General features: G+C 58.8%; 24 protein-coding genes and 1 tRNA gene. 3 read left to right on the forward strand and 22 right to left on the reverse strand.

Annotated features, from left to right (window positions below; all coding sequences use genetic code 11):
• Positions 1-13: 13 nt before the first annotated feature.
• The 20 genes from EQG79_RS18230 to EQG79_RS18320 all read right to left on the reverse strand — a co-directional run bounded on the left by EQG79_RS18230 (position 14) and on the right by EQG79_RS18320 (position 17,376).
• Entirely contained in the window at positions 14-1,366 is a 1,353-nt protein-coding gene (locus EQG79_RS18230; protein WP_129603068.1) for a flavin monoamine oxidase family protein, read from the reverse strand.
• Positions 1,367-1,574: 208 nt separating this feature from the next.
• Positions 1,575-1,910, reverse strand: a complete 336-nt coding sequence (locus tag EQG79_RS18235) for a phage holin family protein (RefSeq protein WP_077924177.1) — start codon at positions 1,908-1,910, stop codon at positions 1,575-1,577.
• 73 nt (positions 1,911-1,983) lie between these two features.
• Entirely contained in the window at positions 1,984-2,592 is a 609-nt protein-coding gene (gene hisIE / locus EQG79_RS18240; protein ID WP_077924176.1) for a bifunctional phosphoribosyl-AMP cyclohydrolase/phosphoribosyl-ATP diphosphatase HisIE, read from the reverse strand.
• A gap of 17 nt (positions 2,593-2,609) precedes the next feature.
• Positions 2,610-3,401 (reverse strand): tryptophan synthase subunit alpha, encoded by a 792-nt coding sequence (gene trpA, locus EQG79_RS18245; RefSeq protein ID WP_077924175.1) that lies wholly within the window; start codon positions 3,399-3,401, stop codon positions 2,610-2,612.
• Between the two features lie 158 nt (positions 3,402-3,559).
• Complete coding sequence (gene trpB, locus EQG79_RS18250; protein ID WP_077924174.1) at positions 3,560-4,759, reverse strand: tryptophan synthase subunit beta; 1,200 nt, start codon at positions 4,757-4,759, stop codon at positions 3,560-3,562.
• Between the two features lie 100 nt (positions 4,760-4,859).
• Positions 4,860-5,030, reverse strand: a complete 171-nt coding sequence (locus EQG79_RS31055) for a hypothetical protein (protein ID WP_161492822.1) — start codon at positions 5,028-5,030, stop codon at positions 4,860-4,862.
• Positions 5,027-5,476 (reverse strand): DUF6934 family protein, encoded by a 450-nt coding sequence (locus EQG79_RS18255; protein WP_077924173.1) that lies wholly within the window; start codon positions 5,474-5,476, stop codon positions 5,027-5,029. The genes EQG79_RS31055 and EQG79_RS18255 overlap by 4 nt, the downstream gene beginning before the upstream one ends.
• Positions 5,477-5,511: 35 nt before the next feature.
• Entirely contained in the window at positions 5,512-6,150 is a 639-nt protein-coding gene (locus tag EQG79_RS18260) for a phosphoribosylanthranilate isomerase (RefSeq protein ID WP_077924172.1), read from the reverse strand.
• A 12-nt stretch (positions 6,151-6,162) separates the two neighbouring features.
• Positions 6,163-6,972: an indole-3-glycerol phosphate synthase TrpC gene (trpC, locus tag EQG79_RS18265; protein ID WP_129603070.1), complete on the reverse strand. Its 810-nt coding sequence runs from the start codon at positions 6,970-6,972 to the stop codon at positions 6,163-6,165.
• A 137-nt stretch (positions 6,973-7,109) separates the two neighbouring features.
• A complete protein-coding gene (trpD, locus tag EQG79_RS18270; protein WP_077924170.1) occupies positions 7,110-8,096 on the reverse strand; it encodes an anthranilate phosphoribosyltransferase in 987 nt (328 codons plus the stop codon).
• 82 nt (positions 8,097-8,178) lie between these two features.
• On the reverse strand, positions 8,179-8,745 hold the full coding sequence (locus EQG79_RS18275; RefSeq protein WP_129603072.1) for an anthranilate synthase component II: 567 nt from the start codon (positions 8,743-8,745) through the stop codon (positions 8,179-8,181).
• The gene (locus EQG79_RS18280; RefSeq protein WP_129603074.1) at positions 8,742-10,184 is read right to left on the reverse strand and encodes an anthranilate synthase component I family protein; all 1,443 of its coding nucleotides are present in this window, start codon (positions 10,182-10,184) and stop codon (positions 8,742-8,744) included. The genes EQG79_RS18275 and EQG79_RS18280 overlap by 4 nt, the downstream gene beginning before the upstream one ends.
• A 219-nt stretch (positions 10,185-10,403) precedes the next feature.
• Positions 10,404-10,477: transfer RNA gene (locus EQG79_RS18285), tRNA-Pro, on the reverse strand.
• Between the two features lie 42 nt (positions 10,478-10,519).
• Positions 10,520-11,290: an alpha/beta fold hydrolase gene (locus tag EQG79_RS18290; RefSeq protein ID WP_129603076.1), complete on the reverse strand. Its 771-nt coding sequence runs from the start codon at positions 11,288-11,290 to the stop codon at positions 10,520-10,522.
• A complete protein-coding gene (locus EQG79_RS18295; RefSeq protein ID WP_129603078.1) occupies positions 11,290-12,621 on the reverse strand; it encodes a family 1 glycosylhydrolase in 1,332 nt (443 codons plus the stop codon). Before EQG79_RS18295 ends, EQG79_RS18290 begins: the two co-directional genes overlap by 1 nt.
• Positions 12,622-12,659: 38 nt before the next feature.
• On the reverse strand, positions 12,660-14,207 hold the full coding sequence (locus tag EQG79_RS18300; RefSeq protein ID WP_129603080.1) for a GMC family oxidoreductase: 1,548 nt from the start codon (positions 14,205-14,207) through the stop codon (positions 12,660-12,662).
• 205 nt (positions 14,208-14,412) lie between these two features.
• The gene (locus EQG79_RS18305; protein WP_129603082.1) at positions 14,413-15,015 is read right to left on the reverse strand and encodes a gluconate 2-dehydrogenase subunit 3 family protein; all 603 of its coding nucleotides are present in this window, start codon (positions 15,013-15,015) and stop codon (positions 14,413-14,415) included.
• Between the two features lie 23 nt (positions 15,016-15,038).
• A complete protein-coding gene (locus EQG79_RS18310; RefSeq protein WP_129603084.1) occupies positions 15,039-15,905 on the reverse strand; it encodes an SDR family oxidoreductase in 867 nt (288 codons plus the stop codon).
• A gap of 156 nt (positions 15,906-16,061) precedes the next feature.
• Complete coding sequence (locus EQG79_RS18315) at positions 16,062-16,787, reverse strand: M48 family metallopeptidase (RefSeq protein WP_317126257.1); 726 nt, start codon at positions 16,785-16,787, stop codon at positions 16,062-16,064.
• A gap of 142 nt (positions 16,788-16,929) precedes the next feature.
• Complete coding sequence (locus EQG79_RS18320; protein ID WP_129603086.1) at positions 16,930-17,376, reverse strand: DUF2141 domain-containing protein; 447 nt, start codon at positions 17,374-17,376, stop codon at positions 16,930-16,932.
• A 911-nt stretch (positions 17,377-18,287) separates the two neighbouring features.
• Here EQG79_RS18320 and EQG79_RS18325 point away from each other — a divergent pair.
• Positions 18,288-18,854: a transposase gene (locus EQG79_RS18325; protein WP_240699389.1), complete on the forward strand. Its 567-nt coding sequence runs from the start codon at positions 18,288-18,290 to the stop codon at positions 18,852-18,854.
• Between the two features lie 352 nt (positions 18,855-19,206).
• On the opposite strand, the gene EQG79_RS18330 is transcribed toward EQG79_RS18325, so the two are convergent.
• Positions 19,207-21,120 carry a RecQ family ATP-dependent DNA helicase gene (locus EQG79_RS18330; RefSeq protein WP_129603088.1) on the reverse strand — a complete coding sequence of 638 codons (1,914 nt, stop codon included), beginning with the start codon at positions 21,118-21,120 and terminating at the stop codon, positions 19,207-19,209.
• A 94-nt stretch (positions 21,121-21,214) separates the two neighbouring features.
• On the opposite strand from EQG79_RS18330, the gene msrB reads away from it, so the two are divergent.
• Both msrB and EQG79_RS18340 read left to right on the forward strand, forming a co-directional pair.
• Positions 21,215-21,622 carry a peptide-methionine (R)-S-oxide reductase MsrB gene (gene msrB / locus EQG79_RS18335; RefSeq protein WP_077924160.1) on the forward strand — a complete coding sequence of 136 codons (408 nt, stop codon included), beginning with the start codon at positions 21,215-21,217 and terminating at the stop codon, positions 21,620-21,622.
• 73 nt (positions 21,623-21,695) lie between these two features.
• Positions 21,696-24,404: a T9SS type A sorting domain-containing protein gene (locus EQG79_RS18340; RefSeq protein ID WP_165358922.1), complete on the forward strand. Its 2,709-nt coding sequence runs from the start codon at positions 21,696-21,698 to the stop codon at positions 24,402-24,404.
• Here the strand turns inward: EQG79_RS18340 and fbp are convergent.
• Positions 24,348-25,412, reverse strand: a complete 1,065-nt coding sequence (gene fbp, locus EQG79_RS18345; RefSeq protein ID WP_077924158.1) for a class 1 fructose-bisphosphatase — start codon at positions 25,410-25,412, stop codon at positions 24,348-24,350. The two genes, EQG79_RS18340 and fbp, sit on opposite strands and share 57 nt — an antisense overlap.
• Positions 25,413-25,414: the final 2 nt, after the last annotated feature.

Below are 25,414 nucleotides of genomic sequence, written 5' to 3' on the forward strand. Positions count from 1 at the left end.
TTCGTAAAAGCCGTCAGCCCGTAACCTCGCGGGCTACGCGTTCGCCGGAGCGTACGGCCCCCTCGATATAGCCGTTCCAGACATCAGACGTTTCGGTGCCGGCCCAGTGGATTCGCCCGACGGGTTGCCGCAGGGCCGGGCCCGCGCTGGTCCAGAAACCGGGCTGCGGCACGGCCGCGTAGCATCCTTTGCTCCAGGCTTCGTTCAGAAACGAATGGTCGAGGTACCGGCGTGGGCGGGCGGCTTCCGGTCCGAAAAACGTCGCAAACGACTGCAGAGCCGATGCCCGCCGTTCGTTGTCCGACAGCCGCGAGAAGTCCCGGGCCTTACTGCCCAGTACAAACCCCATCAGAATACCCTGGCTGCCATCTCTGGGCGAGTTATCGAAAGTAACGGTGATGGGTCCGTCGGGGGTAGCGGCCAGGCCGTTCAGGCCCTGGTCGCGCCAGAACGGCCGGTCGTAGATGGCGTAACATTTCCAGACGGCGCCCATCGGCAGCTGCGTCATCAGCTGCTGTCGCTGGGGCGGTAGGGCGGGCTCGAACCGGATGTCGGCCTGTAAAGCGGGCGGAATGGCAACGACAACCCGGCTGGCCGTATAGGTAGTCGTATCGGTCGTAACCTCCACCTGCGCGTCGGTCTGAGTGATGGTTCGTACGGGGGCGTTGAACACGATCCGGTCGGCGAAGGTAGCGGCCATCCGGTCGGCAATGGTTTGCGCACCCCCCACAAACCGATCGGCCTGCGCGCCGTTTTTTACGTTCATGAGCGTATCCAGATCCCGACCCGACCGGGTGTAGAACAGCGCATGTAGTAGCGAGAAGTCGGCCGGGTCGGCCGCCCAGATGGCGCCTACGGCGATGGTGAAGAACTGGCGGGCGGTTTCGTAGCTCATCTGCCCGTTCATCCAGTCGGCCAGCGTCAGGGTGTCGAGTTGCCGGGCGTTGGGCGTGTTCCAGGGTTCGGCGAGGTCAACCGTTTTTGAGAGTTTATTGATCCGCCTGATGGCCGCGTCCAGACTGAGCAGCGAAAACAGCGGCAGGGGTGGAATGAGGCCTTTGTACCGCTTTACCCTGCCCCGAAAATACTGGGTGCTTTTGCCGGTATCGTAAGTAGGGAACGTGTCGACTCCGAACGCGCGGGCCAGCGCATACAGCCGATCCTGCGTTGGACCAACCCAGGCCCCGCCCAGGTCAACATACGAACCATCGTCGAAGCGTTGTGTATGTACCCGGCCTCCCACCCGGTCGCGGGCTTCGAGCAGCAGTACGGTTCTGCCGGCTTTGATGAGTTCATAGGCAGCGGTCAGGCCCGCATAACCCGCTCCCACGACAAGTACGTCGTACGGCTTTTTATCATCGGTCATGGTTGGTTCAGGAATCGTACCCTAACCTACACAAAAACCCCGGTAAAGAAATCGCGCCTAGCCTTATCGGGGCTGGATGCGGGGCACATTGATGCTGGCTGATAGAAAAATCGCCCCTGCCGGGCTTGGGTGCTGGCAGGGGCGATCAGGATAGTACGTGAATTGGCGTCGGCGGGATGACTGGTTGACAATCGACCCGCCGGTCGGTTTATACGATGGCGTCGATGAGGGCCGTAATGATGGAGACGACAATACTGAACAGCAACGCGGCTATGAAACCACTCACGGCAAAGCCCGGAACCAGGTAGGCCGTCAGATAAACCATCAGTACGTTCAGCACCAGCAGAAACAGGCCCAGCGTCAGAATCGTAATCGGAATGGTAAGAACCGTCAGAATCGGCTTGATAAAGGCGTTCAGGAAACCCAGTACAATGGCTACGATCAGGTAGGTAACTGGCCCGCCCGATACGGTGATGCCCGGAATGAACATACTGGCGACGTAAACAGCTACGGCGCTGATGAGGATGCGAATGATGAGACCCATAGTGGAAAGTTTTCAGTGATCGATTATACGTTTCGGAAAGTCGAAACTGCAAATTCTAACCGACAACGGAAAACTATTGTTTAACGTGACGACTTTGCAGCACGGCAATGATATCGTCGAGGTCTATGTTTTTCTGCTCCAGCAGCACCAGAAAATGGAAGAGCAGATCGGCCGCTTCGCCCTTGAAGAGGTGGTCGTTGTTGTCTTTGGCTTCAATAACCAGTTCTACAGCCTCTTCGCCTACCTTCTGCGCAATCTTGTTGACGCCTTTTTTGAACAGCGAAGCCGTATACGACCCATCGGCCGGATTGACTTTCCGGTCATGGATGATCTGCTGCAGGTAATTGAGAAACTGGCCCTGCCCTTTGTTGACTTCGTCGAAGCAGGTATCGGCACCCGTGTGGCAGGTTGGCCCGGCGGGGTGAACTTTGATCAGGAGCGTATCGCCGTCGCAGTCGATCCGGATCTCCCGCACATGCAGAAAATTATTCGACGTTTCGCCTTTGGTCCAGAGCCGTTGTTTGCTGCGGCTGAAAAACGTAACGACCTGCTCGGCCCGGGTTTTTTCGTAAGCCTCGCGGTTCATGTAGCCCAGCATGAGTACGTTACCCGTATCGGCATCCTGAATCACGGCCGGAACCAGCCCATCGGTCGATTTGTCGAAGTTAATGTCGGAATTCATACTGCAAAGGTAGGGTCTTAGGATCGAATCGTCCCTACAAAGGCACGGATGCTCTCGGGTGAGGTGCCATGATCCTGTAGATGGCGAATAAAGGCACTCCCCACAATGGCGCCGTTGGCGTACTGGCAAGCTGTATCGAAGGTCTCGTGGTCGTTGATCCCGAATCCGATCAGGCGCGGGTTCCGCAGCTGCATGGCACGAATTCGGTCGAAATACGCCCGCATCGGCTCGCTGATGCCTTTGGTCGAGCCCGTGATGCTGGCCGAGGAGACCATGTAGATAAACCCGTCAGATTCGGCGTCGATGTGCCGGATGCGCTCGTCCGAGGTCTGGGGCGTAATCAGGTTCACGTTCAGAATACCGTAGGCGCGGAAGATGTCGGCATACTCGGCCAGAAACAGGTCGAGCGGCAGGTCGGGCAGGATAACGCCATCGACGCCTACCGCGCGGCACTGCTGGCAGAAGTTCTCGACCCCGAACTGAAGCACCGGGTTAACGTAGCCCATGAGCAGAATCGGCACCGTAATTTCCTGGCGGCAGCTGGCCAGCTGCGCGAACAGCGTCTTGAGCGACATGCCGTTCTCAAGCGCTTTTCCGTTGCTCTGCTGGATGGTTTCGCCATCGGCGACGGGGTCGGAGTAGGGCATACCGATCTCAACCAGATCGACGCCGGCAGCCTGTAAGCCGCGCAACACAGTCAGGGTATCGTCGAGGTTGGGGAAGCCAGCGGTAAAATAAACGTTCAGCAGTCGGTCGCTTTTCTGGGCAAAGAGGTCGGTTATCCGGTTTTGGGTAATGGAACTGGTCATGGCAAGTCGTTAAACAGTCATCAGTAGCCGGGCTTTTCCCTGCCCGTGGTCGTAGACCCGGGCAGTGGTTTTCGCTCCGTTGTGGTAGTGGTTGTCGGCTCCCCGAACCACGGTCCGGGTCTACGACCACGGACAGGGTTCGGGGAGCCGACAACCACTCACAAATATTTCGAGTAGGTGCTCAAGTCTTTGTCGCCCCGGCCCGACAGGCACACGACGACGACGTCGGTGGGGGTGAGGCCCATTTTGGGGAGGGCAGCCAGCGCGTGGGCGGTTTCGATGGCGGGAATGATGCCTTCGAGTTTGCTGAGGTTAAAGCCAGCCTGGATGGCGTCATCGTCGGTAATGGCGTAGAAATCGCCCCGGCCCGTGTCGAACAGGTGGGCGTGGAGCGGGCCGATACCGGGATAGTCGAGACCCGCCGAAATGGAATAGGGTTCGGTAACCTGACCGTCTTCGGTTTGCATCAGAATGGTCCGGCTGCCGTGCAGCACGCCCGGTTTGCCGAGCGCCGTAGTAGCGGCCGAATGGCCCGACGATACGCCCAGCCCGGCGGCTTCGGTAGCTACCAGCCGTACGGAAGGTTCGTTCAGGAAGTGGTAGAACGCGCCGGCCGCATTGCTGCCGCCCCCTACGCAGGCCACTACGTAATCGGGATTCTCACGACCTGTTTTGGCAAAAAGCTGCTTCCGGATCTCCTCCGAGATAACTGACTGGAAACGCGCCACCATGTCGGGGTATGGATGCGGTCCAACGACCGAGCCGATGATGTAATGGGTATCGACGGGGTTGTTGATCCAGTGGCGCATGGCCTCGTTGGTCGCATCTTTGAGCGTCTGGCTCCCCGAGGTAGCAGGCCGTACTTCGGCGCCCAGCATCCGCATCCGGTCAACGTTCGGTTTTTGCCGCTCCATGTCGATGCTGCCCATGTAAACGATGCATTCCAGCCCCATCAGCGCGCAGACCGTTGCCGTTGCCACGCCATGCTGACCGGCTCCGGTTTCGGCCACGATCCGTTTTTTGCCGAGCCGCTGCGCCACCAGGATCTGCCCGATGGTATTGTTGATCTTGTGAGCACCCGTATGGCAAAGATCTTCGCGTTTGAGGTAGACCGTAGCGCCGACTTGCTCCGACAGCCGCCTGGCCAGGAACAGGGGCGTTGGGCGACCCACGTAATCTTCCAGTAACTGCTGAAACTCGGCCTGAAATGCAGGATCGGCCATGATCTGGAGGTAGCTCTGCCGCAGTTCTTCAACGTTCGGGTAGAGCATTTCCGGAATGAACGCCCCGCCGAAGCGGCCGTAAAAACCTTTATCAGTAACGGCAAACGAGGTTTGCGGTTCGAGGGTAGATTGCATCGTTGACTAAAATTAGCGGGCTCCTGCGGGTGAAGGCCGAGAGTCGACCACGTGGTCTAGGCGGTTCAGGAGGCCGTAAGTGGCTTATGTTCTCTTGCTGTTAGTTGCCTTTGCGGTTGCGAAGAATAACCGACAGGTCAGCGTCTTTCAAACTTTCCCGGGCCTGCTCCACCTTTTTGTCGACAAAGGCCTGTACGGTGGGGTGGCGTGTCAGTAATAGATCGGGTACCAGGTCAACCAACTTCTTATTTGTCTTACTTGCAGTTCTCATACTGATTGCGACTTTAGTTGAAAGGCAAATCCTGTATATAATTGATCGGGGACAAAACGCTCGTACTGGCCATCAGGTCGTTTACCATATATCCAAAACAGTTCCTGCGCCCGGTCCAGTTCTCTGCTGATCAAAATTCGGTAAAAGCGCGTACGGGCGGTATCTCGTCCCTGTATGTAGATGAGCTTTTCGGGGTAAGCGTCCCAGAATAGGAACATGGTTCGTACTACGGTAGCAATCACGGTCGGCATATCCTGGTTGTCACTGACAACGTCATCGGCTAACCGACCGTCCGGCATGACATCGACCAGAGCAAGGTTAACGACTTGCTCATCGATGGGATCGTAGAGAACCTGTTTGGCGATGATGCGAGCTGGGCTTACGCTCAGAAAGGCGAACGTTTGTCGGTCTGGGCTGCTTCGTAACGGATAAGCGGGTTCGTTCATGCCGGCAAATATACTTTTGTCGGCATTGTGTATCGCTAGACTTCTTCCTCAACCGGGCGTAGCCGGTCGATCAGCTCTTTTACCTGCGCCACGTCTTTGATACCGGGGGCAATTTCAACCTGGCTGTTGACATCAACGCCGTACAGTTTCATGCCTTTCAGCGCATCCAGCTGGTCGAGGTTGTGCAGGCCGATGCCTCCGCTGATGAAAAACGGCTTTTCGTTATCGTAGCGGCTCAGGATGCTCCAGTCGAAGGTATGTCCGTTGCCGCCGGGCTGATCGCCTTTGGCATCGAACAGAAAAAAGTCGCACTGGGCTTTGTAGTTGTTCAGCATCGAGAAGTTAAACGACCCATCGACCCGAAACGCCTTGATCAGGCTGATACCCCGGTTGCGCAGGCTCCGGCAGTACTCCGGCGTTTCGTTGCCGTGGAGCTGTACGTACTGGAAATCGTATTTCTTAACCGTTCGCAGAATGAAGTCCGGACTGGCGTTGACAAAGACGCCTACTTTCCGGATTGAGCGGGGCAGTTCTTTCACCACCGTCTCGTCCAGCGTATCGCCCACGAAGCGGGGCGACTGATCGTAGAAAATAAACCCGATAAAGTCGGGACCAAGGGCGGCAACCTCACGGAGATTGTCGGCATCACGCAGACCGCACACTTTGATTTTCATGGTAGAAACGAGTTAGATGGGTACAGCAGACGTTAACGTATATTGATGAATGAGTGTGGCCAGCGCAGCCGCCGGGTCCGTAGTTTTCATAAAAGCTTCGCCGATCAGGAATCCGTCGAACCCGGCCCGGAACAGTGTCCGCATGGTTTGGGCATCGTGCAGACCACTTTCGGTGATTTTGGCGAACGTATCCGGAATCCGCTCCACGAGCCGCAGCGAGGTTTCGACCGAGGTCTCGAAGGTTTTCAGGTTTCGGTTGTTGACGCCCACCAGATCGACGGTATGCGTCAGCGAACGATCCAGCTCGCCTTCGTCGTGTACTTCCAGCAATACCTGTAAACCCAGATCCTGCGCCTGCATGCTGAGCGTAGATACCTCGTCGGGCGTCAGGCAGGCCGCGATCAGCAGAACCAGGTCGGCTCCCCAGGCTTTGGCTTCGAGGAGCTGGTAGGTATCGACAATAAAGTCTTTGCGGAGAATGGGCGTACCGGGGTTGGCGGCCCGGGCGGCCTGCAGGTCGGCGGGCGTACCGCCAAAAAACGGCTCGTCGGTCAGTACGCTCAGTACCGCTGCGCCCGCCTGTACATAGCCCCGGGTGGTCGTGGCCACGTCGGCAGTACCGTTGATGAGGCCTTTGGAAGGAGACCGGCGTTTGAACTCGGCAATGATGCCGGTTGATCGAAAGTCCTGTACCGCATCGCGTGCCGACAGCGTCGGGCGTTTGAAGTCAGGCATCTGTTCCAGCGCCGACCGGGGTGTTTCGGCCTGCCGCTGGGCTACTTCGATTCGTTTCTGGGCAATGATTTCGTCAAGAATTGTCATCTCATAAACAGGCAGACCTCCCGGTCTGTCCAGCCGCTAGGCTAAGTAATTCGTTCGTATCACTATTCTGGTTCTGCTATCGAAAACGATCTGGTCATCGTGGAAACCTCCCGGCTCCGCGCATCTATGCCTGGTGTCTATGCAATCAGCCGGTCAAACGCCTGCCGGGCCCGGCCACTCTCCAGCGATTCGCGGGCCATCAGGACGCCCTCCTCGCGGGAGCTGGCCTTACCGGCGGTGAGCAGTGCTATCGCCGAATTGGCCAGAACGGCCTGATTCTGAGCCGCTGTTCCTTTGTTGTCGAGCACATCCAGAAAGATCTGCGCCGATGCATCGAGGGTTTGTCCGCCCGCCAGCGATTCCGGGGTTAAGGTGCTCATTCCCAGGTGTTCGGGCTCCAGTACCTGCTCGGCATGGTTACTTATCATCTTAAACGCTCCCGTCAGCGAAATCTCGTCGTACCCGTCGAGGGCGTGAAGGATCGTAAACTGCTTGCCCGATTGCTGATAAAGGTACGCATAAAGTCGAGCCAATTCAAGACTGAACACCCCTACGAGCTGTTTTTGGGGTTTGGCCGGGTTCACCATCGGACCGAGCACGTTGAAAAAGGTTTTTACGCCCAGATCTTTCCGGATGGGGCCTACGTTTTTCATGGCGGGGTGAAACAGCGGAGCGTGCAGGAAGCAGATACCGGCGGTTTCGATCTTCCGTTCCAGCTCCCCAACATCGTTGGTAAACCGGTAACCCAGCCGCTCCAATACGGTCGACGATCCGACCAGCGACGAAACGCCGTGGTTCCCGTGTTTGGCTACCCGCTGCCCGGCTCCGGCCACCACGAAAGCCGACAGGGTCGAGATGTTGAAGGTGTCCTTACCGTCGCCCCCGGTGCCGCAGAGGTCCATGGGGTCATAGGCCGCCAGGTCGACCGGCAGGCAGAGTTCCAGCATGGCGTCGCGGAAGCCTTCCAGTTCTTCCACGCGCAGGCTTCGCATCATGTAAACCGTCAGAAAGGAGGCTATCTGGGCCGTATTGTAGTCGCCCCGGCTGATGCCGATCAGGGTTTGCCGGGCCTGATCTTTCGAGAGCGTTTTGTATTCGAACAGGTGATTAAGAATTGCTTTCATTTTTCAATTAGTGAATGAGTGAATGAGCGAATGAGTGTTTGGCCGCTGGTTTATTCGCCCATTCACTCAATTGCTCATTCGCTCAATGGGTTAGCCAGTTCTGAATCATTTTTACGCCGTTTTCGGTCAGTACCGATTCGGGGTGGAACTGTAGACCCCGTACGTCGTAGCGTGTGTGAGCCAGAGCCATAACCCGCCCGCTTTCGTCGACGGCAGTAGTGCGGAGGTCGGCGGGCATCGACTCCGGAACGACCGTCCAGGAATGGTAGCGGCCAACGGTCAGCTCGGCGGGGATGCCGGTAAAGAGTCGTTCGGCGGTGTCGGTCACGGTAGCCCGATGCGCCACGCCATGCAGCACGTCGCCCAGGTTTTCGAGCGTAGCGCCATACACTTCACCGATGCCCTGGTGGCCCAGGCAGATGCCCAGTATGCTCTTCGTAGGGCCATGTTCCCGAACCAGGTCCTGCATGATACCCGCTTCTGACGGGATACCCGGCCCCGGCGAGAGCATGATTTTGTCGTACTGGCCGGCATCCTCAACGGTCAGTTTGTCGTTCCTGACCACATCGGGCCGGTACCCCAGTTCCCGCAGGATATAGACCAGGTTGTAGGTGAACGAGTCGTAATTATCCAGAACTAAGAGTTTCATAAGGATTTTGCCTGTTCGATGGCCATCCGGAGGGCAGCCAGTTTGTTGTGTACTTCCTGCACTTCGCTCTCTACGACCGACTTGGCCACCACACCGGCACCCGCCTGGTAATAGAGCGTGTTGTCTTTGCTCATGAACGTGCGGATCATGATGCAATGGTTGAACTCACCGTCGAAACCCATGTAGCCGATGCTGCCCGAATAGAACGACCGGCTCAGGTTTTCGTAGCGGTCGATGAGCCGCATGGCCATGTGTTTCGGCGCGCCCGACAGCGTACCGGCGGGGAAGGTTTCGGCTACGATCTGTAGCGGATCGGCCGTTTCGGTCAGGTCGCCGACTACCTTCGAGACGAGGTGGATGACGTGGGAGTAGTACTGAACCTCCTTGAAGGTTTCAACTTTTACCACGTCGCAGTTGCGGCTGAGGTCGTTGCGGGCCAGGTCGACCAGCATCACGTGCTCGGCCGATTCTTTGGGGTCGTCGTAGAGCTTCTGGGCCAGCTCGGCATCGTGCGCATCGTCGCCGGTGCGCCGGAAGGTACCGGCAATGGGGTAAATCGTGGCTTTCCGGTCTTTCACCACAATCTGCGACTCGGGCGATGAGCCAAAGAGCTTATAGTTGCCGTAGTCGAAGTAAAACAGATACGGTGAGGGGTTGAGCGACCGCAGCGACCGGTACACGTTGAACTCGTCGCCCACGAACGGCATCTCGAACCGGCGCGACAGCACGATCTGAAACACGTCGCCCCGCTGGCAGTGGTCTTTCCCTTTCTGCACCACACCCCGAAACTCATCGTCCGTAAAGTTAGACTGTTCGGGACCGGCCGGGCTAAACGAATAGGTGGGGTAGTTGCGGCCCGTAATCAGGTCGCCGATGTCGTTGAGGGTAGAGGTCTCGGGTTCTGCTTCGCCAGCCTGCAGGTAGCTGTGCTCGAAAAGATACAGCTCGTCTTTGAAATGGTTGATGGCGATAACGTAGCGATACACCGCAAAAACGGCCGCCGGGATCTGGTTTTCGGCCGGAACGGGGGCCTGCAGCCGGATGTCTTCGAAACTTTGTACGGCCGGGTAGCCGAAGTAGCCGAACAGCCCGTTGGTGATGAATGAAAACGGCAGCTTCTCGTGCTGAAAGCTGTCTTTGAACTGCTGCAGGGCCGTGAGCATGTCGGACGACTCGACCGTACGAACCTGCTCCGACTGGCCGGGGAGCCGAACCGTCAGCTGCTGCCCTTCGTACGAGAACCGCGCTACCGGGTCGAAGGCGATGTAGGAGAAGGAGTTGTCGTTGCCGTGGTAGTCGGAGCTTTCGAGCAGGATGCTGTTCAGGAACCGATCGCGGATACGGAGGTAGATGCTGACGGGGGTAATGATGTCGGCCAGCATCCGCTTGTGTCGGGTTACTACACGGTAGGTGGTTACTGGCGGGGCAGAAAGGGTCATTGTAGCGTTGTTAAGAGTGATTCGTTAGCGATTAGGACAAAAAAATAAGGCTCACCGGGATGACGGTGAGCCTTGTGTATGTTCGTTTATGAACAGCATAGGGGCAACCCTCATCCCGGATAGGAAGAGTGCCACCACCAAATCATGCTTACAGATGCCTTGTTCACAATCGTTATGTCGTTTTCGTCGCGCGCCATCAGGCTACGCTTCGTTTATTTGTCGGGGTGGCGGGATTCGAACCCACGACCTCTACGTCCCGAACGTAGCGCGCTACCAGGCTGCGCTACACCCCGAATGGGCCACAAAGGTAAATACATTACCTACTCTTGCGGAAATTATTCGGCAACTTTTTTTGCGATAAAAGCCGCTAACTGGTCGGGTATTTCCCAGGGCAAGAGGTGGCCGGCCCCGTTGCAGCGGGTGATGGTGGCCCGCGGCAGGAACGGCTTCACCATGGTTTCCTGCACATCGGGCGGGAGCGCGCGGTCTTCCGACCCGACGATGATGGCGACCGGAACCGTGATGCGGCTCATCCGGTCCGTAATGTCTTCGTTGCTGCCGTGTTGCAGCCAGGCGTCCCAGGCGGGTTTGGCGGTGCGGAGGTCGTCGGTAATGATCTGCTCGCTCGCATCGCCCGAAACGGCTACTTCGGTAATGTTCTTGAGCGTCTTCTCGGCCGATGCCCGCTGGCCGTGTCCGGTCAGGAGTTTCTGCCGCTCGTCGTCAGGAATGGGTTCGGGGCTGGGGGGCGAGGGCGATACCAGTATCAGCTGACGCAGGCTGGCAGGCTGCCGGGCGGCTACGGCCAGGGCTACCTTACCACTCATCGAATGCCCGACCAGTGCGTAGGGCCCGATGCCCATTGTTTTGACGAGCTCCTCCACATCGTCGGCCATGTCGTCTACCGAATACCCCGTTTCGGGCCCGTCGGAGTAACCGTGGCCGCGCAGGTCGAGGGCTACGCAGTGGTAACGGTCGGCCAGCTGATTCATGACCCGCTGCCACTCCATCGACGAGCCGCCGAAATAGTGCATGAACAGCAGGGTCAGGCTGCCCTGACCCTGCTCGCGAACGTTCAGGTAGATAGAATTGGCAGGATGGCGCATCAGACAGATACTTTTAAGCGGGCGGGTCGATCGGTCACCTCCAGAATCTCGCCGTAGGGAACGATGGTGATCTGGCCAAACTCTTTTAGCAGGCTCTTATAGGCTTCTGCAACGGGGCGGGGCTTCCGGTCAAGATCGAACAGGCCACACTCGTTGACGTGGTTATTCAGCTCGCCCAGCTGCGAATCCCAGTCGATCTGATCGATGAGGCTGTACCAGGTAAAGCCGAGCACCGGAACCCCGTCGCGACGCATGCGCATGATGCTGACCCACTGTTTGTAAAGCCATATGGGCGCCTGATCCGCTTCGAATACGTTGGTTTCGGTATGCATCACGGGCATGTGGTATCGCTCGTAGTAGTCGCGGGTGATTTCGTACCAGCCCAGTACGTCCATCGACGTCTCGACCCGGCCGTCGGGCAGTTTGATGCGCTCATTACGGCCGTAGTAGTCGTTGCCCATGATCTGGTAGCCCGGCGGTTTGCCAGCCATGAACCAGTTATATTCCTCGCGGGTGAGGCCGTTGTCCATCATGTACATACCCACGGTGGTCGAGGGCGGATTGGCGTAGAGCAGATCCAGCGACAGGAACCGCAGTTCGTTATCCAGCTGCGTAGCGGCCGAGGGCGTGGCGCAGAGTTCGTGGATGTATTCGGCGCTTTCGCTCTGCACAATGACGCAGTCGTTTCGGCGCTTGGCAATCTGCTGGTTGCCCATGATGCTGGCGGCTACGCAGTGCTTCAGCGCCGTAACGAAGCCCCGGTCGGTTTTCAACTGTTCGTTCCAGACACCGTCTTTACCGCTGATCCGGGCCGTTACGTAGATTTCATTGACGGGCGTATAGTAGCGTACCCAGGGGTAGCGTTCGGCAACGGCCGCGCAGAAATCGGAGAAATGAACCGGAAGCTCGGGATTCTGAAAATCGCCGATCCAGTCCGGAACGCCGAAGTGCATCAGGTCCAGAATCGGCGTGATACCGAGCTGTTTGATTTCGGCCATGGCCAGATCGGCAAACTCCCAGTCGAACTGGCCGGGGCCTTTGTGCATGCTGTAATAAGGCAGCCCGTAGCGCAGTACGTTCAGCCCCATTTCTTTCACCAGCCCCAGGTCTTCTTTGTACCGGTCGTAGTGGCCGCACTCGCGCAGCTGGTCGCGCCGAACGGTGCCGTTTTTGATAGTCGGATATGAACATTCAATGCCGGTCGCGAACATGAAGTTGCCCGGGTTCCCGTCAGGAAGTCCGCTGCCATCGTGGCCACCCGCTCCGCCGAACTCATCACCGTCGTAGTTACCGTCGCCGAAGCGCTTTTTTATGTTATCCAGAAAATTCATAGGTACAAAGAATAAGAGAGCAGGCATCGACCGACCGATCAGGCCGTTCCTCGCTGGCTCGTTAAAAATTTATCGGCGGTGCGCAGGGCCAGCGACATGATCGTCAAAGCCGGGTTGACGCTGAGCGCGCTCGGGAATGTAGAATTATCGCTGATGTACAGATTCGGAATGTCGAACGACCGGCCGTCGGCATTTACCACGGCGGTATCGGGGTTATTGCCCATCCGACAGGTGCCGATGATGTGCGCATTGCGCGGGAATGTCCAGACGTTACAGGCGCCGGCCGCGTCCCAGATTTGCCGCATAAGCTGGTCGGCATGGGCCGTCATGCGTTCTTCGCTTTCGCCGTTCGAGAAAAATATGCGCGGTTTGGGCAGGCCTCGGCTGTCGGTTTCGTCGGATAGCTCGAGGTAGTTGTGCTCGTACGGCAGGCAGTCGCCCAGGATGTTGATGCCCGCTACGTGGTTATATGCCGAAGCGGCCTGTTTCAGCGCCGGACCCCATAGCCCGCGTCCCCGCGCCATCTGGCTGAGGTAGGTCAGGGGCATGACACCGATCGACTGGAGGAGGTAGCCGCCCACGAAGTCGGCGTTGGTGGGGCGGTGGGTATCTTCGGAGATGATGGCGCCGGGAATGCCTTTGTAGGGCCGGATATCTTCGTCGAACTCGCCCCAGAGCTGCAGGGCGGTATGGGCCATCAGGTTGCGGCCAACCTGCCCGCTGCTGTTTCCGATGCCGTTGAGCAACAACAGCCGGGGCGTCTCGATGGCACCGGCGCAGAGGAACACGTTATGGCACCGCTGCCGTTCTTCCTGCCCGTTCCGGATATAAACTACCTCGCTGATCCGGCCCGATGCGTTCCGGACAAGCTGGGTCACGAAACACTCCGGCCTTACCTCGGCCCCGTAGTGGAGAGCCAGCGGAATATAGGTCACGTCCATACTCGCCTTGGCTCCTACAGTACAGCCCGCCTGGCAGAAACCCCGGTTCGTACAGCCCGGCCGGTGCCCAACGCCTTCCTGGTAATAGCCGGCCGAAAGCGCTGCATTGGCCGCCGGCGAGGTTCGGATGCCCAGCGTCCGGCATCCCCGCTCCATCAGCTGACCGGCGCCGTTGACGGGCAGTGGTCCGAGGGCGTAGCCCCGGTTGCGGGCGGGGCCCCACGGGTAAGGCGACGGGCCCGACACGCCCAGAAACTGTTCAACCTCCTCGTAATACGAGGCCAGGTCATCAAACTCGATGGGCCAGTCTTCGCCCACGCCAAACTCGGTTCGGATGCGGAGGTCGTCGGGCTGGGCGCGGGGGGTGTAGGCCGTATAATGCAGCGTTGAGCCGCCTACGCCGGTACCGGAGTTGTTATTACCGAACGCCAGCGCGTCCTGACCGGCACTCAGTCGCTCGTCGTTCCAGAAGAGCTTATCCTGCGCCCGCTCGTCGGTCGCAAAATCCAGTTTCGGGTTCCAGTGTCGGCCCGCTTCGAGCGCAACGACACGCAGGCCAGCCCTGGCAAGCCGGGCCAGCAACGGAGCGCCACCCGCCCCGGTTCCAATCACAACGGCGTCGACAATATCATGGGTAGTGGTCATGTAGTGGCTAGTGTGTTTCCTGCAGGGGTATGCGTTTGTGGTTGATTTACAGTTGTTTGAGCGGTGTCTCTTGGGTCATTGTTGCCATGGTCCGTGTCCTCACGGACAACTTATGCGACAGCAACTGACCCGCAAAAACCGATGGATGGCTGACGCGCGAGTGGTCCGTGAGGACACGGACCACGGTAACCGGGTCGCGGGTCGGTCAGGTCGGGGAATTGGCTTTCTTTTCGCGGTCTTCGAGGTTGTTGAGCCCGATCCGTTGCCAGCCGGGGGCGTCGGCCATACCGACATACCCGATCTCTTCCTGGGCCAGGGGATGGCTGTAGTAATTCTCGACGGCTTCGGCCAGCAACTCCTCGAAAAAATGATCGGCGGGCAGGATATCCCAGGTAGAGCCGGGAGCTTCCAGCGCCTGTACCGCGGCCAGCACCTCGTCCTGCTGTTCGGGCGAGAGATTCCGGAAGGGCTGCCCGAACCAGGCCTGCGCACTTTCGTCGAACCCGCGCAACCCCAGCCGATACGCTTCGCCGTCGGGCGGCATGTCGTCGTACCGCCAGCCGTTCGACTTGTTCTCGGACAACCGCAGGTCGATACCGCTGGCGATGTCGATGCGTTGCGACGGCTCCCGCCCCTCTTGCGGAACCAGTCGATCACATACGGCCTGCAGCAGGGCGAACTCGTCGGCGGAGAAAAACGTGGGTTGGCGCGGTGGTGCGTTCAACCGGCTGTTCAGTGCCTCTCGGGTTGGTGCAGTGACCAGGTCGGTTTGTAACAACGATCGAATGGTGTTGGCTGGGTGGAACATGGGAGCGTTTGGTTTTGAGTGGATTAGCCGAGCTTTCCGCCCGTAACTTCAACGATGCTGCCGGTCATGAACGAGCCATCCGACGAAGCCAGCAGCACATAGGCCGGTGCCAGCTCTTCGGGCTGACCGGGCCGGGCCAGGGCCACTTCGTGACCGAAATTGTTGACCTCCTCCACGGGCATCGTGCCCGGAATGTTGGGCGTCCAGACGGGGCCGGGGGCTACGCAGTTGACGCGGATACCCTGGTCGCCGAGTTGCAGCGCCAGTGATTTGGTAAACGCATGAATAGCGGCTTTCGTAGCGGTATAATCGACCAGGATTTTATTGCCGACGATGCCGACAATACTGCCGGTGTTGATGATCGCATCGCCCTTCTGGAGGTGCGGCAGGGCGGCCTGGGCCATGAAGAAATAGGCCAGAATATTGGTGTCGAACGTACGGCGGAGCTGCTCTTCGCTGATGTCGGTCAGTTTCTGCTGCGCCATCTGGTAGGCCGCGTTGTTGACCAGTACGTTCAGTTTGCCGAAGCGCTCGACCGTTTGCCGTACGGCATCTTCACAGGCGGCTTTCTGGCGCACGTCGGCCTGAATGACCAGGCAGGGGCGGCCTTTACTTTCGACCAGCCGCTGGGTGTACTTCGCGTCGTCGGTGTTTTCGTTGTAGACGATCGCCACGCTGGCGCCCTCCATCGCGAAAGCCAGGGCCACGGCCCGGCCAATGCCAGAGTCGGCACCCGTAATGAGGGCCACCTGATCGGTGAGTTTACCAGCGGGTTTGTAGTTTGACAGGTCGGAGTCGGGCGCCGGGGCCATGTCGGACTGACGAGCCGGATAGGGTAATTTTTGGCCTGGAATTTCCTCCGATGTGGGCCGGAATTCGGTTGTTTCCATAAGTCGTTGAGTAGAAATGCCGCTGTGGCACGGGTAAGTAACTGAATGTGCCAATATTTTGTTGAGCCAGTCAGACACAAAAAATAAGGCCCCTGCCGAACCGCGGGGTTCAGCAGGGGCCACAAACGAGCGGGCTTTATGAATTGGCAGAAATGCCTAGCGGGCAATCCCCTCGCTGCGGGCCCGGTCGCGGATGCGCTGGGCGCGGGCTTTGCTATCGGGGTGAGTCGACAGGAAGGCTGGGCCTCCGCTGCCGCCCTGCTGGGCCAGCTTCTCGAACGACGAAGCCAGCGGCATGACGCTGTAGCCGTTTCGTTTCAAAAACGCGTAGCTGTAGTCGTCGGCTTCGGTTTCCTGTTTGCGGCTGAACGAAGCCCCGACAATGTAGTCAGTCATGCCGGCCAGCTGCGACCGCGAGAGCTGACCAATTACGCCCGACTGCGAAGCCCCTACGTTACGGATGGCCGAGCGTTTGAGCGCGGCTTTCATCGCATCGCGCGAGTCGCGGTTGGCGACGTGGCCAATTTCGTGACCGATAACGGCCAGCACCTCGTTGTCGGTCATCAGATCCATGAGCCCCTTAAAGACGCGCACGCTGCCGTCGGCCGTCGCAAACGCGTTGACATCGGCGGTTTTATAGACTTTATAGTTGATGGGCAGGTTGCCTACCTTCTGGTGCCGGGCCACGATGCGGTTCAGCCGTAGGGTGTACGGATCGTTAGCGGCTGCCACCGGATATTTGGCATCCATCTGCTGAACCGCCTGTTTGGCCACCGAGGCTACCTGGGCGTCGTTGAGGGTGTACGCACTGATCAGTTCCATACCTGCCTGTACCAGTGAAGAGTTGCCCTGAGCCAGTGTGGCTGCTGATACGCTACTCAAAGACAAGGTTATAAGCGCTATTCGTATCATGTGATTGTCTGTTTCGTTAGTCATCTGCCTGATCAACGATCGCTGGCAGTTAACCTATTGACTAGATAACCCTACAAAAGGTTTAGCGCCCTGTCGGGCTCCTACTGATCGGCTACATTTCCATAAGGCCCACCCGGATCTGTTTATTTTCGTTGAGATCGAACGCGCACTGGCCAAAGCTGGGCGGTCCCATCAGCATCGTCACGTTCGAAAATCCGAATGGCTCGGCGGGCATCTGGCCGTTGTAATCCATCTTTTCGTTGCCGTTGAGGTCCTGCATGAGCCGTACGGCGTAGCGCCCCGCCGGCAGGCCCGTCAGCGTGACCTGCACCTCGCCCGAAGCGGGTACGTTGACCACGGATGTTTTAAACGATTCGCCGTTGAAGGTAGCCTCGCTATTGGCCACGCCGACGCGGATGGTACCGCTGCGATGGGTTACGTTGGGAACGACTACCGTCACCGTGTAGGTCCTGGCGGTCGAGTCGGTGGTCTGGGCAAAAGCGAACGGGCTGGTGAGCATCGATAGCATTAAAAAGAAAAGGGTAGCCAGGGTTTTCATCGCGGGAGCTGGTTTATCGTCGGGCCTTTGTTGGCCGACGATACAAACCTACAGCGCTGGCTGTCTGGTTACCAAACTAAAGGGACGAACCGCACCAGGCTGGGACGAATAGCAAAGAGAACCGGCCAAATAAGGCTGTTTATGGCTGTTTATGTGGCGTGGGTGTGATTAGTAAGCCGGTTTGGTAATGCCTGCGGCCGTGGTCTTCACCGTGGTCCGTGGGGACACGGACCACTTGTCCGGATGGTTTTATTAATAATGCTTGTTGCTGACGCATGAGTGGTCCGTTAAGACACGGACCACAGTGAAGGGACACGGATCACGGTGAAGCTTGTTGTGGTTCGTGTCAACTGCGTGGACACTGCCCCACCGTGGTCCGTGCGGTCGGCGCTCCGATCCTCACGGACCACTTGTCCGGATGGTTTTATCGGTAGCAGACGGTTGCTGACGCATGAGTGGTCCGTGAGGACATGGACCACGGTGAAGCCCAGGTGAAGCCTCTGTTCACTTCACTACGGTCTATTGGCTACCGTGGTCCGTGCGGTCGGCGCTCCGATCCTCACGGACCACTTGTCCGGATGGTTTTGTCGGTAGCAGACAGTTGCTGACGCATGAATGGTCCGTGGGGACACGGACCAGGGTGGAGGGTGGAGAGCGATTTGGTTAAGGTGAAGCCCCTGTTCACTTCACTATGATCTATTGGCTACCGTGGTCCGTGCGGTCGGCGCTCCGATCCCCACGGACCACTTGTCCGGATGGTTTTGTCGGTAGCAGACGGTTGCTGACGCATGAGTGGTCCGTGGGGACACGGACCAGGGTGGAGGGGGAGCGCCGACCGCAGGACACTCGGCTGGTCAAAAATTGTGTCTTTCGAGTATTTCCTGCGTCAGCCATCACAAACTAGCTCGGCGATGGCAGACAATCCTTTATTTAACGCACCCCGTAACTCGCAAATGGAGCTGGAACGGGTGTATTTCTGGACAAATACCATTCATAACTGGAAGCGTCTGCTGACTCAGGATAAGTATAAGCAGGTGATCATCGACTGCTGGGGTGAGTTAGTTGATCGGGGCAAGATCACTGTCTATGCCTTTGTGATTATGCCTAACCATCTGCATGTCATCTGGGAGTTGCGGGAGCCGAATGGCAAAGAAATGCCGCATGCCAGCTTCAATAAATTTACAAGCCATCAGTTTCTCGCCGATCTTAAAGTTCATCATCCGCAGGTATTACCCTATTTCCTCGCCCAGGAGGGTAAGCGAACCTATGGTTTCTGGCAACGCGACGCGTTGGCTATACATATGGATACGCCTGCCAAAGTGCTGCAAAAGATTGATTACATTCACAATAATCCATTGCAGGCGCATTGGAACCTGGCCACCCGGCCCGATGCCTACAAGTGGTCATCCGCTCGCTTCTACGAGACGAACGAGGATGAGTTTGGCTTTTTGACCCACTACGCCGAGCGATTTGGTTAAGATGAAGCCTCTGTTCCCTCCACTATGATCTATTGGCTGCCGTGGTCCGTGCGGTCGGCGCCCCCACCGTGGTCCGTGTCCCCACGGACCACTTGTCCGGACGGTTTTGTCGGTAGCAGACAGTTGCTGACGCATGAGTGGTCCGTGAGGACACGGACCACTTGTTCGGATAGTTTTGTCGGTAGCAGACAGTTGCTGACGCATGAGTGGTCCGTGGGGACACGGACCACGGTGGACGGTGGAGGACCACGGTGGAGCGCCGACCGCACGGACCAGGGTGACCAGGCGCGTAGTTTGGTGAAACGCGGACCTCGGTAATTTTGCGCGGGTCAGGAGTGGGCGATGGCGGGGGTTACTGAATTCTGAGCGTTAGGTTGCCGCTTTTGGTGTAGGCAATTTCTTCTTCGGCCAGCATCTGCCGGATGGTCTGGGCCAGGGTGTCGGCGTCGGTCTGGGCGAAATGGTGGGCCAGCTGCTTAGGCGAGATACCCGGTCCGTTGGCCAGTGCTACGTAGTCGCGGACCTGGTCACGGACGGCAGTGGTGGCGGGGTCGGCTTTCTTTTTCTTCCGGATGCAGTTGTCGCAGATGCCGCAGGCTTCGCCGGTTTTTTCGCCGAAGTAGGCCTGCAGCAGGCGTGTGCGGCACTGGGTCGGGTGTTCGGCGTAGATCGTAGCGGCCTGTACTTTGCGGAGCGCCAGCTCTTTGCGCCGGTTCAGCTCGGGTACATTGACCGGCAGGTCGGGGGCGTGGTGGCGGGGCGTCAGGAATGTAAGCTGGGGCTTATCTTTCTGCTTCTCGTAAATAACTACCCCCCGCTGGTCGAGCTGGGTCAGCAGGGCCTCGATCTCGCGCTGGTCGATCAGGAAAGCGCGGGCCAGGGTTGTTTCCGAAATCGTGATGAAATCCGTAAACAGCTCGCCCCCATACAGCCGAAGCAGCAGTTTGATAAACGAATCGAACCGGGGATTCAGCACCTGAAACTCGTACAGCTGCCGGTTATCCAGCGACAGCGTTAGCCGCGACGGATGGAAATAGTTTTCGTTCAGCTGAATGAACCCTTCTAGCTGGAGCTGCTTGAGCGCATAATGGGTTTCCTGCGGGGGGAGGCTGAACGTGTTGGTAAAGGTAGCCAGGTCGAAATCGTAGCTGGCAAACTCGCCCCCGCCAACCGGCACGGCCGTATAATTGGCCAGCGCCTGATACACCCGGCGCAGCATCTCGACCGGCTGATACAGCTGTTCGGTACGAAAGCGCAGGCTTTCCAGATCGTTCTGGGTGTAGAGCATCAGCGCGTAGGCTTTTTGCCCATCGCGTCCGGCGCGACCCGCTTCCTGGTAGTAGGCTTCGAGCGAGTCGGGCACGTCGAGGTGAACCACCAGCCGAACGTTCGGTTTATCGATGCCCATCCCGAACGCGTTGGTCGCCACCATGACCCGGGTCCGGTCCTGAATCCAGGCATCCTGCCTGTCGGTCCGTTGCTGGGTGGTCAGCCCGGCATGGTAGAAATCGGCGGAGATGTTCTGGCGTTGCAGCAGCTGTGCAATCTGCTGGGTTTGCCGCCGGCTTCTGACGTAGACGATGGCGCAGCCCGGCACCCGCTCCAGCACCCGAATTAGCCGGTCTTCCTTGTTTTCTTCAGACAGGGCCGAGTACGACAGGTTGGGCCGCGCAAAGGTTTGCCGAAACACGCGGGGCTCGCGCAGGGCAAGTTTCTCGACAATATCGGTCTGCACGTCGGGCGTAGCCGATGCCGTCAGGGCAATGATGGGCGTGTCGGGCAGCAGGTCGCGGAACTCGGCAATTTGCAGGTAGGGCGGCCGGAAGTCGTAGCCCCAGGCCGATATGCAGTGGGCTTCGTCGACCGCCAGCAGGCAGACCGTCATCTGTTTGGCGCGCTCGATCACGATCTCCGTCCGGAGCCGCTCGGGCGACAGGTACAAAAACTTGGTATTGCCGTAGATGCAGTTGTCCAGCACCGTATCGATCTCGCGGTAATGCATGCCCGAATAGATGGCCGCGGCCGGAATACCCCGTCGGCGCAACTGCTCGACCTGGTCTTTCATGAGCGCAATCAGGGGCGTGACCACAATACAAACGCCTTTCATAGCCAGCGTCGGCACCTGGAAACAGATCGATTTGCCACCCCCGGTCGGCATCAGGACCAGCGAGTCCTGCCGGGCCAGCACGGCGCCGACAACCTCTTCCTGCAACGGCCGGAAGGTGTCGTATCCCCAAAATTGCTGAAGTATCTGGCGGGTCGTCATGCGAGTGATGCCGCAAATTTACGACCGTATGAACACAAATCAGACCCCTTTCGGTTATTGGTTTGTACCCATAGTTCAACAAACGAGAGCAAACATGATCCAGAAAGTCATCAAGACCGACGACGAATGGCGGCAGCAACTGACGCCGGAGCAATACCGGGTTACCCGTACCAAAGGCACCGAACGGCCGTTTACGGGCGAGTACTGCGAAGCCCACGACCCCGGCCTGTATGCCTGCGTCTGCTGCGGTACGGAGTTGTTTGAGTCGACCACCAAGTTCGAGTCGGGCACGGGCTGGCCCAGTTTTACCGAGCCCATCGAGGCCGATCGCATCCGGCTGGAGAAAGACTTCAGCCACGGCATGATCCGGGTCGAAGTGCTTTGTAATGTGTGCGATGCGCACTTGGGACACGTCTTCAACGACGGGCCTCCGCCAACGGGCATGCGCTACTGTCTGAACTCGGTGGCGCTGGTACTGAAGCGCTCGGCCGAGGTGTCGTAAGATAAGGTAAACGGCGGAGTAGAGGGGCTGATGCCTGCTTTGCGGGATTTGTCCGCTATATTCAACCCGCTTTGTGCTCCCTCTACTCACGCTTATGTTCCAATGGAAACCAGCAACCGCGCCTGTCGGCGCTCTGTTGCTGATTGGTTTACTCTGTCCGTTCCGGGCGTCGGCACAGCCGGTACGCGCTACTCCGCCCGATCCGTCTATCCCGTACCAGGCGTTTGTGCGGCAGCTGCGGACGTCGGGCGCCAGCGCGGTTCCAGGTCCCCGGGTGGTTTGTTACCTGTCGGGTCAGAACGGGTCTGGCTCGGTGCCGCCCCCCGAGGCTTTTCTCCGCACCCGCCAAGCGTCGAACGGTCGGCAGGCGGCTCCAACGGCGCAGTTTATCGTCGATTATCGAAATTTTACCCCCGAAGCCCAACGGGCGTTTCAGTACGCCGTCGACATCTGGGCTACGCAGATTGCCTCGCCCGTACCGATCCGGATTCAGGCCAGCTGGATCAGTCAGGAGCCGGGTGTGCTGGGCGCGGCCGGCCCATCCAGCTACCGGGCTGGTGCTGATGGGGTGCAGAAAGGATACGGCTATTACCCCGTGGCGCTGGCCGAAAAAGTGGCCCGCCGGGCGCTTAACAGTGATAGCGAACCCGATATCGTAGCGCAGTTCAACCGTAACAACGAGTGGTATTACGGTACCGACGGCAAAACACCCCCCAACCAGCCCGATCTCGTTACGGCTGCGCTGCACGAAATAGCGCATGGGCTGGGATTCATTGGTTTCTTCGACGTTGTTAACAGCGTAGGGTACTACTCGGCGGGTCTGCCTTCGGTCTACGATCACCTGATCATAAACGGGATCGACAATGGCCCGGCCGTACGACCGGTGGCCGACATGAGTTCGATGCCGGGCGGGTCGGTCGCGCTGGGTTCGTTTCTGACCAACAACAACCTGTTTCTGAACGGACCGCTGCTGGTTCGTCAGTTTGGCCGTCGGCTGCCGCGGCTGTCGGCCCTGCGCCCGTTCGACCGCGCCGTCAGCCTGTACCATCTGAACGAAGACAGCTACAGCAACGATAGCCTCAACCGGCTCATGCGGCCCCGGCTGAAGCTGGGCGAGGCTACCCATAGCCCGGGTCAGATTACCCTCACCACGCTGGCCGATCTGGAGTGGAAAACGACCTCGGTGCTGCACACTCCGCTCGAGAACAGCGAAGATCCTAAAGATCTGGTCTTCAGCGCCCGTATTGTCAGCGACACGGCCTACGCGCCCAATTCCGTACGGCTGTTCTACCGGAAATCCCAGCCGGCGACCGGCGACACGGCCGTTATAGCCGTACCCATGACGCAGGTTGGCACAACGGGCGAGTTCAGAGCCACGCTCCCGGCCGCCCAGGCCCAGGGCGAAGTCTGGTACTACCTCTCAGCGCAGGATGTGTCGGGCCGTACGTTTACCAATCCCGGCAAATTACCGGCGGGCGCGCAGGCCCTCTATCGGGTGCTGGCTGGTCCCGACCTGGTGCCACCCACGATCCGCTACAGTCCGGCTAAGAATCTGATTCTGAATGTCGCCGTGGTCGATAGCCTGCCCATCAGCGCCCTGATTGCCGACGATCGTATTACGGGGGTCGAATCGGCATTTGTCGAGTATCAGATCAATGGGGTTGCGCAGCCCAACCTGCCGCTGCCCCGTCAGCCAGCCACGATTAACGGTGTTAGATACGATAGCCTCTACATGAGCCGGATCAGCTTCCCGGCCAATTCGCTCAAAGCTGGCGACCGAATCACCTACCGGATTGTAGCCCGCGATGGCTCCCGCAACCGAAATCTGGCCTACAGTCCGGCCTCGGGTACGTATGAGCTACGGGTAGTGGCTCCGCAGCCAGCTCGGGATCGGTACGTGACGTCTTTTCAGGAAGCGGCTACGGTAGCCAGCGATTTCGCCACGGCGGGCCTGAACCTGAACCAGCCTTCGGGATTTAGCGATCCGGCGCTGCACTCCGATCACCCCTACCGCAACGGAGCCGATTACCTGGGCCGGACCCAGGCCGAAGCCACGCTGCTGGTCCCGATTCGCATTGCCGCCAACCCCGACAGTGCGGTGATCCGCTTCGATGAGATTGCGTTGATTCAGCCCGCTGAGTATGGCACCCGTTTTGGCGAACCGGGCTTTAACGACTACGGCATCGTTGAGGGCTCGAACGATAACGGTCGCAGCTGGCGGCCCCTGGTAGATGGCTACAACGCACTCGACCAGACCGACTGGCTGGCGGCTTATAACCGTAATCTGGTAGACGGCACCCAGATCGGCGAGCGAAACTCGAACACGGTCGGGTTGCCCGCGCTCTACAAACGCCGGACCATTCCGCTCATCGGGGCGGGCGGGTTCCGGGCGGGAGAGACGATCCTGATCCGGTTCAGGCTGTTTATCGATCGGATCAACTTCGGCTGGGGCTGGGCCATCGACAACCTGCGGATTCAGGTGCCGCCCCCGCCCATCGTGCTGGGGAACGAACCCGTCAGCGCGGCCTCGGTTACGGTTTTTCCGAACCCCCTCACCAGTGGCCTCCTTACTGTACGGGCCGATTATCACAAACCCATTGGCCGGGCCGAGCTGCGCGTCACCGACCTGACCGGCCGGCTGGTATGGCATACTACGCTGCCCGTATCCGGTACATCATTCAACCGACAGATCGACCTGAGCTCGCTGACGACCGGCCTTTACCGGCTACAGCTCAACCTGGGCGATGCGGTGCTGACCCGACAGATTCTGATTGCTCACTAACCCGGCCAGCTCGGTTACCATCTGCGTAGACCCCGCAAAAACGGGCGTACGGGCGTGCAGCGCGTCGGGCCGAACGTCGAGGATGGGCTGGCTGGTCGAAATGGCCTGCCCGTTCGCCTGTTCAGCCAGCCAGGCCATCGGGTAGGCTTCGTACAAAAGCCGGATTTTGCCGTCGGGCTGGGTACTGGTGCCGGGGTACAGATAAATACCACCCTTGAGCAGGTTGCGGTGAAAGTCGGCCACGAACGCGCCGATGTAACGCGCCGAGCAGCCCCGGTCCCGACATTGGTTCAGGTAAGCGCGTACCGACTCGTCGTAGGTCGAAAAATAGCCTTCGTTGCAGGAATAGATTCGTCCCTCGGCCGGGCACTGGATGAGGGGGTGCGACAGCATGAACTCGCCCAGCGACGGATCGTAGGTAAAGCCATTGACGCCGTTGCCGGTCGTGAATACCAGCATGGTAGAGGGGCCGTAAAGCACGTACCCGGCCGCTACCTGCCGCCGACCGCCCTGCAGGAAATCGGCTTCGGTGGGCTGGCTGCCAACGGGCGATACACGCCGGTAGACCGAAAAAATAGTACCGACCGATACATTGGTGTCGAAGTTCGAGGAGCCATCGAGCGGGTCGAGCGCCACCACGTATTTGCCGGTCGGGTACTCGGTATAGATGATCTCTTCCTCTTCTTCCGAAACAATGCCCGCCACTTCGCCCCCGTTGTTGAAGGCCCGTACGAACCGGATATGGGCTGCCAGGTCGAGCTTTTGCTGCATCTCACCCTGCACGTTGGTACTGCCTGCTGTACCGGCCAGCCCCGACAGCCCCGCCCGGTTTATTTCGCGGTTTACGATCTTGCTGGCCAGCGCAATGTCGCGCAGGAGTTGGGAGAGGTCGCCCACGGCCGATGGAAACTGGCTTTGCTGCCGTTTGATGAACCGGTCGAGGGTAATGCCAATGGGTAACCCAAACGCGGCTGTATCCGAGCCGTTAAGCGTGTGTTGAACCGTCATGT

Source organism: Spirosoma sordidisoli (genome assembly GCF_004138325.1).
In the GTDB taxonomy this organism is placed as follows: Bacteria; Bacteroidota; Bacteroidia; order Cytophagales; family Spirosomataceae; genus Spirosoma; species Spirosoma sordidisoli.

What these genes read in the sequence shown, in the direction of transcription:
- EQG79_RS18230 (WP_129603068.1), bottom strand. Translation starts at nt 1,366, where the DNA reads ATGACCGATGATAAAAAGCCGTACGACGTACTTGTCGTGGGAGCGGGT.
- EQG79_RS18235 (WP_077924177.1), bottom strand. Translation starts at nt 1,910, where the DNA reads ATGGGTCTCATCATTCGCATCCTCATCAGCGCCGTAGCTGTTTACGTC.
- hisIE (WP_077924176.1), bottom strand. Translation starts at nt 2,592, where the DNA reads ATGAATTCCGACATTAACTTCGACAAATCGACCGATGGGCTGGTTCCG.
- trpA (WP_077924175.1), bottom strand. Translation starts at nt 3,401, where the DNA reads ATGACCAGTTCCATTACCCAAAACCGGATAACCGACCTCTTTGCCCAG.
- trpB (WP_077924174.1), bottom strand. Translation starts at nt 4,759, where the DNA reads ATGCAATCTACCCTCGAACCGCAAACCTCGTTTGCCGTTACTGATAAA.
- EQG79_RS31055 (WP_161492822.1), bottom strand. Translation starts at nt 5,030, where the DNA reads ATGAGAACTGCAAGTAAGACAAATAAGAAGTTGGTTGACCTGGTACCC.
- EQG79_RS18255 (WP_077924173.1), bottom strand. Translation starts at nt 5,476, where the DNA reads ATGAACGAACCCGCTTATCCGTTACGAAGCAGCCCAGACCGACAAACG.
- EQG79_RS18260 (WP_077924172.1), bottom strand. Translation starts at nt 6,150, where the DNA reads ATGAAAATCAAAGTGTGCGGTCTGCGTGATGCCGACAATCTCCGTGAG.
- trpC (WP_129603070.1), bottom strand. Translation starts at nt 6,972, where the DNA reads ATGACAATTCTTGACGAAATCATTGCCCAGAAACGAATCGAAGTAGCC.
- trpD (WP_077924170.1), bottom strand. Translation starts at nt 8,096, where the DNA reads ATGAAAGCAATTCTTAATCACCTGTTCGAATACAAAACGCTCTCGAAA.
- EQG79_RS18275 (WP_129603072.1), bottom strand. Translation starts at nt 8,745, where the DNA reads ATGAAACTCTTAGTTCTGGATAATTACGACTCGTTCACCTACAACCTG.
- EQG79_RS18280 (WP_129603074.1), bottom strand. Translation starts at nt 10,184, where the DNA reads ATGACCCTTTCTGCCCCGCCAGTAACCACCTACCGTGTAGTAACCCGA.
- EQG79_RS18290 (WP_129603076.1), bottom strand. Translation starts at nt 11,290, where the DNA reads ATGCGCCATCCTGCCAATTCTATCTACCTGAACGTTCGCGAGCAGGGT.
- EQG79_RS18295 (WP_129603078.1), bottom strand. Translation starts at nt 12,621, where the DNA reads ATGAATTTTCTGGATAACATAAAAAAGCGCTTCGGCGACGGTAACTAC.
- EQG79_RS18300 (WP_129603080.1), bottom strand. Translation starts at nt 14,207, where the DNA reads ATGACCACTACCCATGATATTGTCGACGCCGTTGTGATTGGAACCGGG.
- EQG79_RS18305 (WP_129603082.1), bottom strand. Translation starts at nt 15,015, where the DNA reads ATGTTCCACCCAGCCAACACCATTCGATCGTTGTTACAAACCGACCTG.
- EQG79_RS18310 (WP_129603084.1), bottom strand. Translation starts at nt 15,905, where the DNA reads ATGGAAACAACCGAATTCCGGCCCACATCGGAGGAAATTCCAGGCCAA.
- EQG79_RS18320 (WP_129603086.1), bottom strand. Translation starts at nt 17,376, where the DNA reads ATGAAAACCCTGGCTACCCTTTTCTTTTTAATGCTATCGATGCTCACC.
- EQG79_RS18325 (WP_240699389.1), top strand. Translation starts at nt 18,288, where the DNA reads ATGGCAGACAATCCTTTATTTAACGCACCCCGTAACTCGCAAATGGAG.
- EQG79_RS18330 (WP_129603088.1), bottom strand. Translation starts at nt 21,120, where the DNA reads ATGACGACCCGCCAGATACTTCAGCAATTTTGGGGATACGACACCTTC.
- msrB (WP_077924160.1), top strand. Translation starts at nt 21,215, where the DNA reads ATGATCCAGAAAGTCATCAAGACCGACGACGAATGGCGGCAGCAACTG.
- fbp (WP_077924158.1), bottom strand. Translation starts at nt 25,412, where the DNA reads ATGACGGTTCAACACACGCTTAACGGCTCGGATACAGCCGCGTTTGGG.